The sequence below is a fragment of the Stenotrophomonas sp. RIT-551 genome (genome assembly GCF_026241915.1).
GTDB classification, from domain to species: Bacteria; Pseudomonadota; Gammaproteobacteria; order Xanthomonadales; family Xanthomonadaceae; genus Stenotrophomonas; species Stenotrophomonas bentonitica_A.
Genome location: NZ_JAPJIU010000001.1, coordinates 150,093 through 162,864, shown reverse-complemented (window position 1 = coordinate 162,864; position 12,772 = coordinate 150,093). Strand labels below are relative to the sequence as shown.

At 69.1% G+C, this 12,772-nt stretch carries 11 protein-coding genes; 9 read left to right on the top strand and 2 right to left on the bottom strand.

The features are described from left to right. Positions 1-115: 115 nt before the first annotated feature. The 9 genes from ORK51_RS00705 (at position 116) to ORK51_RS00665 (ending at position 10,876) form a co-directional block, all read left to right on the top strand. Positions 116-634 carry a hypothetical protein gene (locus tag ORK51_RS00705; protein ID WP_266083445.1) on the top strand — a complete coding sequence of 173 codons (519 nt, stop codon included), beginning with the start codon at positions 116-118 and terminating at the stop codon, positions 632-634. A 491-nt stretch (positions 635-1,125) separates the two neighbouring features. After that, positions 1,126-3,015 carry a tRNA uridine-5-carboxymethylaminomethyl(34) synthesis enzyme MnmG gene (mnmG, locus tag ORK51_RS00700; RefSeq protein ID WP_070426165.1) on the top strand — a complete coding sequence of 630 codons (1,890 nt, stop codon included), beginning with the start codon at positions 1,126-1,128 and terminating at the stop codon, positions 3,013-3,015. Between the two features lie 314 nt (positions 3,016-3,329). Further along, positions 3,330-3,860: a gamma carbonic anhydrase family protein gene (locus ORK51_RS00695; RefSeq protein WP_261998008.1), complete on the top strand. Its 531-nt coding sequence runs from the start codon at positions 3,330-3,332 to the stop codon at positions 3,858-3,860. 153 nt (positions 3,861-4,013) lie between these two features. Next, positions 4,014-4,703 carry an RDD family protein gene (locus ORK51_RS00690; protein WP_266083444.1) on the top strand — a complete coding sequence of 230 codons (690 nt, stop codon included), beginning with the start codon at positions 4,014-4,016 and terminating at the stop codon, positions 4,701-4,703. Continuing rightward, on the top strand, positions 4,700-5,692 hold the full coding sequence (locus tag ORK51_RS00685; protein ID WP_070426168.1) for a stage II sporulation protein M: 993 nt from the start codon (positions 4,700-4,702) through the stop codon (positions 5,690-5,692). The genes ORK51_RS00690 and ORK51_RS00685 overlap by 4 nt, the downstream gene beginning before the upstream one ends. Then, positions 5,682-7,367, top strand: coding sequence for a DUF4129 domain-containing protein (locus ORK51_RS00680; protein ID WP_266083443.1), 1,686 nt, complete (start codon positions 5,682-5,684; stop codon positions 7,365-7,367). The genes ORK51_RS00685 and ORK51_RS00680 overlap by 11 nt, the downstream gene beginning before the upstream one ends. Next, positions 7,364-8,542: a DUF4350 domain-containing protein gene (locus ORK51_RS00675; RefSeq protein WP_266083442.1), complete on the top strand. Its 1,179-nt coding sequence runs from the start codon at positions 7,364-7,366 to the stop codon at positions 8,540-8,542. The genes ORK51_RS00680 and ORK51_RS00675 overlap by 4 nt, the downstream gene beginning before the upstream one ends. Next, positions 8,539-9,546: an AAA family ATPase gene (locus ORK51_RS00670; RefSeq protein ID WP_026070135.1), complete on the top strand. Its 1,008-nt coding sequence runs from the start codon at positions 8,539-8,541 to the stop codon at positions 9,544-9,546. The genes ORK51_RS00675 and ORK51_RS00670 overlap by 4 nt, the downstream gene beginning before the upstream one ends. A gap of 31 nt (positions 9,547-9,577) precedes the next feature. After that, entirely contained in the window at positions 9,578-10,876 is a 1,299-nt protein-coding gene (locus tag ORK51_RS00665; RefSeq protein ID WP_070426170.1) for a DUF58 domain-containing protein, read from the top strand. 3 nt (positions 10,877-10,879) lie between these two features. On the opposite strand, the gene ORK51_RS00660 is transcribed toward ORK51_RS00665, so the two are convergent. Together ORK51_RS00660 and ORK51_RS00655 are read right to left on the bottom strand one after the other, a co-directional pair. Then, complete coding sequence (locus tag ORK51_RS00660) at positions 10,880-12,058, bottom strand: glutathionylspermidine synthase family protein (protein WP_070472522.1); 1,179 nt, start codon at positions 12,056-12,058, stop codon at positions 10,880-10,882. 3 nt (positions 12,059-12,061) lie between these two features. Then, positions 12,062-12,625 (bottom strand): DUF1190 domain-containing protein, encoded by a 564-nt coding sequence (locus ORK51_RS00655; protein WP_070426171.1) that lies wholly within the window; start codon positions 12,623-12,625, stop codon positions 12,062-12,064. Positions 12,626-12,772 lie beyond the last annotated feature (147 nt).

The window sequence follows — 12,772 nt, the reverse complement described above, 5'->3', positions numbered from 1 at the left end:
TCCGACTTGATGAACGTGTCAGCATGGCAACCATTCATTCGGATCGGGCCGAGTTAAGGGCTGATTCAATGCGCTGGGCCGAAGCTGGCCCTACAGCCCGTTGGGGGGACCCATCATGAAAATGCGCCTTGTTCTTGCCGGTGGCCTGTTGTTGGCCCTGTCCGGCTGCGCGACGTACGACTATGTCGGCGGTGGCGGCGGCAGCGGCTACTACCACGGCGCACCGTCGGTCGAGTATCGCTACCCGGCCGGATACTCCTATGGGTACGGCAGCGGCTACTACGGTGGCGGGTATTACGGCTATGGCGGTGGCTACGGCTATCCGGTGTATCGCCCGTATCCGAACTATCGCCCGCCGCACAATCATCGCCCACCGCCGCGCCCCGGCCATGGCAACGGCAACCCGACCCGTCCGCCGGATCGCCCGCGGCCGAACAACGGCGGCTCGCCGTGGCGGAACATGGATTCGCTCGGTGGGCCGCGCCGGCCGCCGCAGCAGCAACGGCAGCAACAGCAGCGTCCGTCGCCGCCGCAGGCACGCCCGGCCCAGGCGCCGCGTCCGTCTTCGCCGAGGATGAACGGTTCCCCGTGGCGGAATCTCAACAATGCGAACCAACGCACAGTTGAGCCCTGAGATGGCTTGATTTTCACGCGCCCGGCAGTTCACTCTAGCCGGGCGGTGACAGCGACGGTCACAAAGTGCCAAAAGCGACAAGTGGCGTCACATTCGGCTCTATGTCGATATCCGCCAGGAACATCTGGATCCCCCCTGTTCCGGCCCTGTCGGATGTCGGCACCTTAAACGCAGAAGGCCCCGCTAATGGCGGGGCCTTCTGTATTTGGGCGGTGCGTTCGCGCTGGAACCGGCAAAAAAACAGGGCCGACAGTCCCCCGACTGCCGGCCCCTCTGCTTCCCCACGATGCGCTTGGACCGGCCCCTGTTCCAATTCCGGTCCGTTGCGCACAAGGCGCATGCCATCCTGGGTGCTATTGGGTTATCTGCAGAAAACGTGCCAACTTGAGGGTGGATTTCATGGCCCCCGACGAATGGCGCTAAAATCGCCACCCGCGCCCTGCCTCCAGGGCTGATCCGGGCCGCCCGGCCCCGTCCCGAGCTCCTCCGCCATGACTGACTCCTTCTACCGCTACGACGTGATCGTCATCGGCGGCGGCCACGCCGGCACCGAAGCCGCGCTGGCGGCCGCACGCAGCGGTGCGCGCACCCTGCTGCTGACCCACAACGTCGAAACCATCGGTGCGATGAGCTGCAACCCGGCCATCGGCGGCATCGGCAAGGGCCACCTGGTCAAGGAGATCGACGCCCTGGGCGGCGCAATGGCGCATGCCGCCGACCGCGCCGGCATCCAGTGGCGCACGCTCAACGCCTCCAAGGGCCCGGCCGTGCGCGCCACGCGCTGCCAGGCCGACCGCAATCTCTACCGCATGGCGATCCGCCGGATCGTCGAGGCCCAGCCCAACCTGACCGTGTTCCAGGCGGCGGTCGATGACCTGGTCATCGAGGGCGATGCGGTGCGTGGCGCGATCACCCAGACCGGCCTGCGCTTCAGCGCGACCGCCGTGGTGCTGACCGCCGGCACCTTCCTGGCCGGCAAGATCCACGTCGGTGAGACCCAGTACGCGGCCGGCCGCATGGGCGACCCGCCGGCGACCACCCTGGCCGCGCGCCTGCGCGAGCGCCCGTTCGTGATCGACCGCCTGAAGACCGGCACGCCGCCGCGCATCGACGGCCGATCACTGGATTACCGCCTGATGGAAGAACAGCCCGGCGACGACCCGCGCCCGGTGATGTCCTTCCTGGGCAGCGTGGACGAGCATCCGGCGCAGGTCAGCTGCTGGATCACCCACACCAGCGAGCGCACCCACGAGATCATCCGCAACGCGCTGCACCGCTCGCCGCTGTACAGCGGCCAGATCGAAGGCATCGGCCCGCGCTACTGCCCCTCCATCGAGGACAAGGTGGTGCGCTTCGCCGAAAAAGCCAGCCACCAGATCTTCGTCGAGCCCGAGGGGCTGGACGTGGTCGAGATCTATCCCAACGGCATCTCCACCTCGCTGCCATTCGATGTGCAGCTGGAGCTGGTGCGCAGCATGCGTGGCTTCGAGAACGCGCACATCACCCGCCCCGGCTATGCGATCGAATACGACTTCTTCGACCCGCGCGGGCTGAAGAACACGCTGGAGACCAAGACCGTCAGCGGCCTGTTCTTCGCCGGCCAGATCAACGGCACCACCGGTTATGAAGAAGCCGCCGCGCAGGGCCTTCTGGCCGGCCTCAACGCCGCCCGCTTCACCCGTGACGACGCCGGCTGGTGCCCGCGCCGCGACGAGGCCTATCTGGGCGTGCTGGTCGACGACCTGATCACCCACGGCACCAACGAGCCGTACCGCATGTTCACCAGCCGCGCCGAGTACCGCCTGCAGCTGCGCGAGGACAATGCCGACGTGCGCCTGACCGGCCTCGGCCGCGAACTGGGGCTGGTCGATGACCGCCGCTGGAGCGCATTCCAGACCAAGCAGGACGCGGTGGCGCAGGAGACCGCGCGGCTGCGCGCCCTGTGGGCCACGCCGGGCAATGCGCTCGGCCGCGAGGTGGAAGCCACGCTGGGGGTGGCGGTCAGCCGCGAAACCAACGTGCTGGACCTGATCAAGCGCCCGGAACTGGACTACGCCAAGCTGATGCAGGTGCCATCGCTCGGCCCCGCCGTGGCCGACGCCAAGGTGGCCGAACAGGTCGAGATCGGCGTGAAGTACGCCGGCTACCTCGACCGCCAGCGCGACGAGATCGAACGCCAGCAGCGTCATGAAAACACCGCCATCGCCGCCGATTTCGATTACGCCAGCGTGCGCGGTCTCTCGGCCGAAGTGCAGCAGAAGCTCGAGCGCGTGCGGCCGCAGACCATCGGCCAGGCCCAGCGCATCCCCGGCATGACCCCGGCGGCAATCTCGCTGCTGCTGGTCCACCTGGAACGCGCGCGCCGCATCCGCGCCGCGTAACGCCGCACCCCACCGGTGGCGCCGACCGTTGGTCGGCCGCACGACAACCCGGTAGAGCCGACCGTTGGTCGGCTGCACAGCCACCGCCGGGGGATTCCGGGCAGCCGACCAACGGTCGGCTCTACCGTCGAGGGCGTGCGGTCGCGCAGTTGTGCAGTTGTGCAGTTGTGCAGTCGTGCAGTCGCGCAGTCGTGCAGTCGTGCAGTCGATGGTCTGCGCGCCAGCGGCGGTTGGCGGGCGCACCCGCGTTATCATCGGGGGCCGGGACACCGCGGCAGGCGGCGTCCCAGTCCCTGCGTTGCCGGAGTTCATGCATGTCCCCGATCCGCCCCTTCCTCGACAAACTGCCGGTGCTCGGCGAACGCGTCTACATCGATCCGGCCAGCACCATCATCGGCGATGTGGTGCTGGGCGATGACGTTTCGGTCTGGCCGGGCACGGTGATCCGCGGGGATGTGAACCACGTGCGGATCGGTGCGCGCAGCAACATCCAGGACGGCACCATCATCCACGTCAGCCACCACAGCCCGTTCAACAAGGGCGGCTACCCCACCATCATCGGTGAGGGCGTCACGGTCGGCCACGGCACCATCATCCATGCCTGCACGATCGGCGATTACTGTCTGATCGGCATGGGCGCGTGCATTCTCGATGGCGCGACGGTGAGCACGCACGGCTTCCTCGGCGCGGGTGCAGTACTCGGCCCGGGCAAGGTGGTCGGCGAGGGCGAGCTGTGGCTGGGCAACCCCGCACGGCTGGCGCGCACGCTCAGCGACAAAGAGATCGAATCGCTGCATTACTCGGCCGATCACTACGTGCGCCTGAAGGACCAGTACCGGGGGTGATGGTGGTCGCGCCGCTGTGCATCGGGATCGGTGCGCGGTAAAGTCCTCAGCCGACCAGGAAGCAGTCGAGACCCGCATGCCCCCGCTGGCAGCCCGGAGAGGAATCCGGCATCCCCTGTGGCCTTCCCTACGGCCCACCGTGACGCGCCGCCCATGAGTGCGCCCATGCTGGATACCTACCGGGAGGTCATCACCCCCGAAGGCGTGCCCCTGCACCTGCCCGTCGCTGGTCCGTTGCCGCGTGCGCTGGCGTGGGCGATCGACTTCGTGATCCGGGTCGGCGCACTGATGATGCTGAGTATTCCCCTGGCCTTCCTTGGCGGGTTCGGCCAAGGGCTCTACCTCGGCCTGATGTTCCTGCTGATGTGGGCCTACACGATCGTCCAGGAGGCGTGCTGGGGCCGCACCCTGGGCAAGCGCGCGATGGGCCTGCGCGTGGTCGCGCGCGATGGTGGGCCGATCGGCTGGATGAGCGCGATCACCCGCAACCTGCTGCGCACCGTGGACATGCTGCCGTTCGGCTATGCGCTGGGGCTGCTGTCGAGCCTGTTCGATGCGCATGGCCGCCGCCTCGGCGATTTGGTCGCCGGCACCGTGGTGATCCATCAGGGCGCCGCGCCGCTGGGCGGCACGGTGCCGGTCGGCAGTGTGTTGGTACCACCGCAACCGCTGCAGCCGGCCGAACAGGCCGCCGTGGTCGCTTTCGCCGAGCGTGCGCCGCGGCTGTCGGCACCACGCCAGCAGGAACTGGCCGACATCGCCTCGCCGCTCACCGACAGCCACGGCCAGGTCGGCGTGCTGCGCCTGTATGCGATGGCCAACTGGCTGTTGGGGCGGCGATGAGGCAGGAACAGTTCGTCGCCCGCTACCAGGCCGAATGGCAGGCGCTGGAGCACTGGCTGGCCCAGCGCGGTGAGCACCCGCGGCAGGCGCGCCGGCAGCCAGCACACGAGGGCCTGGACGATGGCGACTTCCCGCAGCGTTACCGCCGCCTGTGCCAGCAGCTCGCGCTGGCGCGCCGGCGCGGTTACAGCCCGCAGCTGGTGGCGCGGCTGCAGCAGCTGATGCAGCAGGGCCATACCCTGCTGTACCGCACCCCGCGCCCGCAGTGGCAGCGCGCGCTCGCCTTCCTGTTCGCCGATTTCCCGCAGCTTGTGCGCAGCCAGGCCCGCAGCATGTGGGTCGCTGCGGCGTTGTTCGTGGTGCCGCTGGTGGGCAGTTTCGCGCTGATCCTGTGGCGCCCCGAGCTGATCCACCTGCTGCTGGACAACGCGCGCATCGCCGAGTTCGAGCGCATGTACGATCCGGCCTCGCCGAACCTGGGCCGCGACAGCGGCACCAACTGGACGATGTTCGGCTACTACATCATGAACAACATCAGCATCGGCCTGCGCACGTTCGCCTTCGGGCTGATCGCCGGCGTCGGTACCGTGTTCGTGATGCTGTTCAACGGCGTCGGCATCGGGTCGGTGGCCGGGCATCTGCAGCATATCGGCCACGGCGATCCGTTCTGGCGCTTCGTGGCCGGCCATGGTGCATTCGAGCTGACCGCGATCGTGATCGCCGGCGGCGCTGGGCTGCAGCTGGGCATGAAACTGCTTGCGCCCGGTCGCCGCCGGCGCATCGATGCGCTGGTCGAGGGCGGTGTGATCGGGGCCAAGCTGTGCGTGGGCGTTGCCGCGATGCTGCTGGTGGCCGCCTTCATCGAAGCGTTCTGGTCCTCGATCGCCGCGATCCCGGCGTGGGGCAAATACAGCGTGGCCGCGGTGCTGTGGACCGCGGTGTTCGTGTGGTTGTGGCGCGGCGGGCGCGGAGCGGCCGATGCAGATTGATCGGCTCAACATCGTGCTGCGCGCGCGCTCGGGCTGGGAGGCCATGGAGCTGGGGATGGCCCTGGTGCGACGGCACGCGGCGGCGATCTGGGCGCCGTGGGTGAGCGTGTCGCTGCCGGTGTTCGTGCTGCTCAACGCGCTGGCCTGGTGGACGGACAGCTTCGGCTGGGCCTGGTTGGCAATGTGGTGGCTCAAGCCGTTGTTCGAACGCATCGCGTTGTACGTGATCTCGCGTGGGGTGTTCGGCGATGCCTCGACGACCACGCAGACACTGCGCGCGCAGCGCACGTGGGGCTGGCAGGGCTTCTGGGGCTACCTCGGCTGGCGGCGCCTGAGCCCGCTGCGCCCGGTGCTGCTGCCGGTGAATCTGCTCGAGGGCACGGACGCTGCGCATCGCCGCCAGCGTCGGCGTGCGATCGCCGGCGGCGCGGTCGGCCACGCGCTGCTGCTGACGCTGGTGTGCATGGTCTTCGAGCTCGTGCTGGTGGTCGGCGGCATCGCGGCGGTGTTCCTGTTCATCCCGGTGGACCTGTTGTCCGAGTCCTGGCGCGCGGCGTGGGAGCTGGCCAAGCAGGACATGCCGGCGTGGATGCAGCTGGGCGTGAACCTGCTGTTCTGGGCCGCTGCGACGTTGATCGGTCCGTTCTACGTCGGCGCCGGCTTCGGCCTGTACCTGGACCGGCGCACGCAGATGGAAGCGTGGGATCTGGAGATCGCCTTCCGCCGCCTGCACGCCCGGCTGCAGCAGGCCGCGCCGCTGCTGGTGCTGGCCCTGGTGCTGATCTGGCCGGGCGCGGCGCTGCACGCCCAGCAGACACCGCCGTCGTCCAACAGCAAGGGGGCGGTGGCTGCACCGGCTGCCGCGCCGGCGCTGGAGGACGGTCTGGCGCCCGCGGCCGACGCGGGGTCCGATGCGCCTGAGGATGAAGACGCCGAAGACGAGGCGCCGGACGCTCCCACCCGGACGTTCGACAATGACCCGGACAACACTGCGGTCGGCGTCTTCGGCAACGAGGCGGTGGACACCGCCGGCTTCCGTCAGGCGGTGCAGCGCGCGTATGAAGACCCGCTGCAGAGCCCGACCCGCGAGGTCACTGAGTGGAAGCGCACGGATAGCGAGGCGGCCGAGGCCGAGAAGGCAAAACGCGAGGCCGCCGCCAACGGATCCCGGCAACGTGGCAACAAGGGCCCATTGCTGCCGGCCCAGATCGCCGAGTGGGCGCTGTGGGCCGTGGTCGGCGTCCTGGTGGTGCTGCTGCTGATCACCGCGCCGCGCTGGCTGCCGTGGCTGCGTGGCTCCGGCCAGCGCCGCCGGGCCAAGGCTGTGGCGGTCGTGGAAGAGCCCATCCGGGTACCGGACGTGGCGCCACCCGATCCCGCCGCGCGTGCGCGTGCACTGTGGCAGGAGGGCCGCCCACGGCAGGCGCTGGCGCTGCTGTATCGCGCCAGCGTGGAGTCCATGAGCGAGCGCGCGCAGATCAGCCTGCCGCCGGGCGCCACCGAAGCGCAGTGCCTGCGAGCCTCGCGACGGATGCCGGTCGAGGCCGATCGCCGCCTGTTCGAACGCATCGTGCGGGTCTGGCAGTACGCTGCGTATGCCGGCCGGCTGCCGGCCGATGATGATTTCGAAGCGCTGGCCACTACCCTGCAGCGCCAGTTCGGGTGGCGCGCATGAGCACCCGTCTGCGCTGGCTGCTGGTCGGCCTCGTGCTGCTGGTGATCGGGGTGCCGCTGGCGATCCTGTTCCTGCGCACGCACGAGCGGGTGACCCAGCTCGAGCACCTGCCGCCGCAGGGTGAAGCCAGCTACAACCCGTTGTATGTGCTCGGTCAGGCACTGCGCGCGGACGGGCTTACCGTGCAGTCGCAGCCGCGCCTGGACCTGGCCCGGATGCCGTTGCAGCCGGGCGACACGCTGGTGCTGCTGCAGGACAGCGCGGAAGTGCCCGCGCCTGCCGCCACGGCGCTGATGGCCTGGGTGGCGCGTGGCGGCCATCTGATCGTGCGCACGCCACCGGTGGGCAAGGAGGCCGCGCGCAATGGTCCGCTGCTGGACGCGCTCGGCGTGGACAGCGAGGACTACGGAAACTACTGCCAGCCGTTCCACGTGCGCGATGATCCGCAGCACGTCGAGTTCTGCAACGGGCGCCGCTTCGCGGTCCAACCGCCCAGGGGCATGGCGGTCGAGCGCCAGTGGGGCGACACGGGCGATCTGGTGTTCGCCCGCCTGCGCCACGGCCAGGGCCGCATCGATGTGCTGGCGGACATGGCCTTCATGGACGGCAAGGGCCGGCCCAATCCGACCGTTGCGCAGAACGCTGCCAACCCCGCCATCGACGGCCTGCACGACAAGGCCCATCGCGACCTGACCCGCTACGTGCTCGCACCCAACTACGGCAAGGGCACGATGTGGCTGGTCTACGCCTCGCGCCCGCCGTCGTTGTGGAACCGCGTGTTCTACCACGGCTGGCCGGTGTGGGCGCCGTTGCTGCTGGCCCTGCTCGGCTGGCTCTGGCAGCGCGCGCAGCGCCTGGGCAGCGAACTGCCTTCGCCGCCGGCCGAACGCCGTTCCCTGCTCGAACACATCCGCGCCAGCGGCGAACACCTGCTGCGCTTCGGCAAAGCGCCGCTGCTGTATGACGCGGTCCGGCGCGCGTTCCTGGCCCGCCTGCGGCGGCGTTCGCCGAGTGCGGCCGCGCTGACCGGCGAGGCCCGGGTGCAGGCCGTCGCCACCTTGCTGCAGTGGTCGCGCGAGCGCGTGCAGACCGCGTTGACCCCACCCGCTTCCCACGACGTCGCCGGCCTGCGCGACCGCATCCGCCTGCTGATCCAGATGAGAAACCTGCTATGACCGAGCCGACGCTTCCGCCGCCGCTGTCCCCTCCTGCCGTGACGCCTTCACCGTCGCCGTTGTCCGAGCGCGTCGATGCCGTGCGCGAGGCCGTGGGCCGTGCCTTCATCGGCCAGCCTGAGGTACTCGACCAGATCCTGATCGCGCTGCTGGCCGGCGGCCATGTGCTGATCGAAGGCGTCCCCGGGCTGGGCAAGACCCTGCTGGTGCGCGCCCTCGCCCAGGCCCTGGAGCTGGACTACGGCCGCGTGCAGTTCACCCCGGACCTGATGCCCAGCGATGTCAGCGGCCACGCGGTGTACGACCCGAAGACGGAGAGCTTCAAGATCCGCCGCGGCCCGGTGTTCACCAACCTGCTGCTCGCCGATGAAATCAACCGTGCGCCGGCCAAGACCCAGTCGGCCCTGCTGGAAGTGATGCAGGAAGGCCAGGTCACCATCGAAGGCAAGGCGTTCGCGCTGACCCCGCCGTTCTTGACCCTCGCCACCCAGAACCCGGTCGAGCAGGAAGGCACCTACCCGCTGCCGGAAGCGCAGCTGGACCGCTTCCTGCTCAAGGTGCTGATCGACTACCCGGCGCTGGAAGACGAGAAACGCATGGTCGATGCGATCACCACCGGCCGCAGCGCGGCCGACTTCGATCTCTCGCAGGTGCCGCGCGTGCTGAGCGGGGCCGAGGTGGTCGCGCTGCAGCAGGCCACCGCGGCGATCACGGTCGATCCGGAAGTGATCGACTACGCGGTCCGGATCGTCGCCGCCACGCGGCAGTGGCCGGGCATCGCGCTCGGTGCCGGCCCGCGCGGCAGCATCGCGCTGGTGCGTGCGGCGCGTGCGCAGGCGGTGCTGTCCGGCCGTGATTTCGTCACCCCCGACGACGTGCGCGACATCGCCAGACCGGCGCTGCGCCACCGCATCGCCTTGGCACCGGAACTGCAGATCGAAGGACAAAGCGCCGACGATGCCTTGACCGCGCTGCTGGCCAAGGTGGACGCACCGCGCAAATGAGGGGGCGCGTCCTCCATCGCGAGCGACCGGCATGAGGCCGGGCCTACTGCTGCTGGCGCTGCTGGCCGGCTGGGGCCTGCTCGGCGTGCCGGTGGTACTCGGTGCCTGGCCGCACGCAGTCTGGTGGGCGATCGGCGGCGGCGTGGCGCTGATTGCGCTGGTGGACCTGCTGCGCCTGCGTGCCCAGCCCTCGCCCAGCGTGCATCGCGAACTGCCCGAGTCGCTGGCGTTGAACGTCGAGCGTGAGGCCACGCTGCGTCTGGAGTCGAGCCGCCACCAGCGTGTGGAGGTGTTTGATCTGGTTCCCGGTGGGTGGAGCCTGCAGGGGCTGCCGCGCAGGCTGGCCCTCAAGCCGATGGTGACCAGCAGCGTGGCGTACCGGTTGACCCCGACCACACGTGGCCGCTTTGTGTTCGAGGGCGTGCATCTGCGCGTGCACAGCGCCTGGCGGCTGTGGCACCAGCGGCGGCAGCTGCCGCCGGCGATGACGGTGCGCGTGTACCCCAACTTCGCGCCGCTCACCCGCTTTGCGCTGTTCAGTGCCGAACAGGCCTCGCGCCTGGTCGGTGCGCACCTCAAGCGCCGCCGCGGCGAAGGCACCGACTTCCACCAGATGCGCGAGTACCGCGTCGGCGACAGCCTGCGCCAGATCGACTGGAAGGCCACCGCGCGTGCGCGCAAGCTGGTGTCGCGCGAGTACCAGGACGAGAAGAACCAGCAGCTGGTGCTGATGATCGACACCGGCCGGCGCATGATGGCCAGCGAAGGCGGCCTGTCGCACTTCGACCATGTGCTCAATGCGGCGCTGGTGGTGTCCTACCTGGCGCTGCGCCAGGGCGACGGTGTGGGCCTGTTCGCGGCCGGGGGCGAGAGCCGTTGGGTCGCGCCGAAGCGCGGCATGGGCACGATCGATACCCTGCTGCGCGCCAGCTACGACCTGCAGGCGCAGCCGGTCGCCACCGACTATCTCGCCGCCGCCACCGAGCTCTCGCTGCGCCAGCGCCGGCGGTCGCTGGTGATGCTGGTCACCAACGTGCGCGATGAGGACATCGAGGACCTGCTCGCGGCGGTACGCCTGCTGCAGCGCCAGCATCTGGTATGCGTGGCCAGCCTGCGCGAGCGCGAGCTGGATGATGCGCTGGCCCAGCCGGTGGAGACCCTGCACGACGCCACCCAGGCCGGCGCGATCGCCCGTTACCTGCAGCAGCGCAGCGATGCGCATGATGCGCTGCGCAGCCATCGGGTGATGGTGCTCGATGTCACCGCCGAGGCTCTGCCCGGCGCGCTGGTGGAGCGTTACCTGGCGGTCAAGCGCGACGGCTTGCTGTAACCCTTACAGATAGATACGCGTCGGCGCTTCGTCGATGATCGCGTGCGGAACGAAGCGGGCGCTGTCGCGGGTGATCCGGCTGTTGTCTTCGCGGATGCCCATGCCACAGGCCTGGTCGCCCACCACCCAGCTGCCGATCAGCGGATACCCGCCATCGAATGCGGTGAGCGGATGCGCGGCCTGGCGGATTGCCGGGCCGGTATACGGGCCTTCGCTTTCCTGCCAGCTGCCATCGGCCAGGTGCATGGCCACGTTGGCGCCCTCGCGCGAGAACAGCGGCTTGCGCACCCAGCCGCGTGGCAGCTCGCTGCCATCGTCGAACTCGGCGGCGAGCAGGTTCGGGTGGCCGCGGTGGCGCTGCCACAGCAGCGGCAGCACGCCCTTGTTGCTGAGGATCGCCTTCCAGGCCGGTTCCAGCAACTGCACGCCCGAGGCGGGCAGCGCCTGGCCGAACGACTCGGTCATCAGGTCTTCCAGCGGGTACAGCTTGAACAGGCTGCCGATCACTGTGTCGTCGAGCGCGGTGAAGCGCCCGTCTTCGGACAGGCCGATATCTTCGATCGCGATCGCTTCGCCGCGCAGGCCGGCCTGGGCAGCACAGTCGCGCAGATAGGCGACCGTGCCCTGGTCTTCCTCGGACGCACCCACCGCGCTGAAATACAGCGGCGGCGGCAGCTGCGCGGCCAGTTCACCGAACCGTTCGACCAGGGCTTCATGGATCGCGTTGAACTGGTCGGCGTGCGGCGGCAACCGGTTCTGGTTGCGCTGGTCCTCCAGCCATTGCCACTGGAAGAACGAGGCTTCGAACAGCGAGGTGGGCGTGTCGTAATTGAGCTCGTAGAGCTTGGCCGGGCCGCTGCCGTCGTAGGCGAAATCCAGCCGCCCATACAGGTGCGGCTCGCGGCGGCGCCAGCTGTCGGCGATCCAGTCGCGGAACTGCGGCGGGATCGCCAGCTGGTCCATCAGCTGCTGGCTGCCCACCACCTCGTCCACCAGGTCCATCGCCATGGCATGCAGCTCGGCGCTGGGATCTTCGATGTCCTGCTCGATCTGACGCAGGGTGAAGGCGTAATACGCGGTTTCATCCCAGTACGGCAGGCCATCGATGGTGTGGAAACGGAACCCCGACTCTTCGGCCCGGGCGCGCCACTGGCTGCGCTCGGCGATACGCACGCGCTGCATCGATCAGCCGCCGACGCTGCTGCGGTTGCTGCTGGAGTTGCCGAAGCCACCGCGGCTGGCAGTGACCGCCCGGTTCGGGGTGGCGGTCACCGGGGCCAGGCCGGCCTTGCCGGCGCCGATGCCGCTGGCGGTGTTCATCCCACCGGTGGACGGGCCCGGACGGGCCCAGCCCTTGGCCTTGTCCTGGTAGGCCGGCGCCGCCGCCGGCTGCTGGGCCAGGCCCGCGCCGCCCCGGTTGCTGAGCATCTGCGACATGAAGAAGCCCATCATCATCGGGCCGATGAACGAGTGGCCGGTGGAGGTCTTCTGTTCCACGCACTGCTCGGCGTTGTACTCGGCCTCACAGGCCTCGCGCGTGGCGTACTTGGGGGCGGCATCGGCCGACTGCTTCTGCGCTTCGGCAAAGGCATTGCGGCAGCTGGACGGATCGCCGGTGGCTTCGGTACAGGCCTGCACCGAGGTATAGAGCCCTTCCTGCACCTGCACGGCCTCGTTCTTCTGGCAGGCGGTGAACAGCAGCGGCGCAGCGCTCATCAGCAGCAGCGCAGTGGTCCTGGAACGTTTCATGGCGTCATGCCCCCTAGTGCGGTTATCTCCCCAATCATGCCTGATCGGCGCGAACAACCAAAACCGGCAAAGTCGAAAACATGAACAGCGTTTCAGGATTCGATCGCGCGGCAGCAGCGAAGGTGGTTGCAAACGCAACCGGAATTT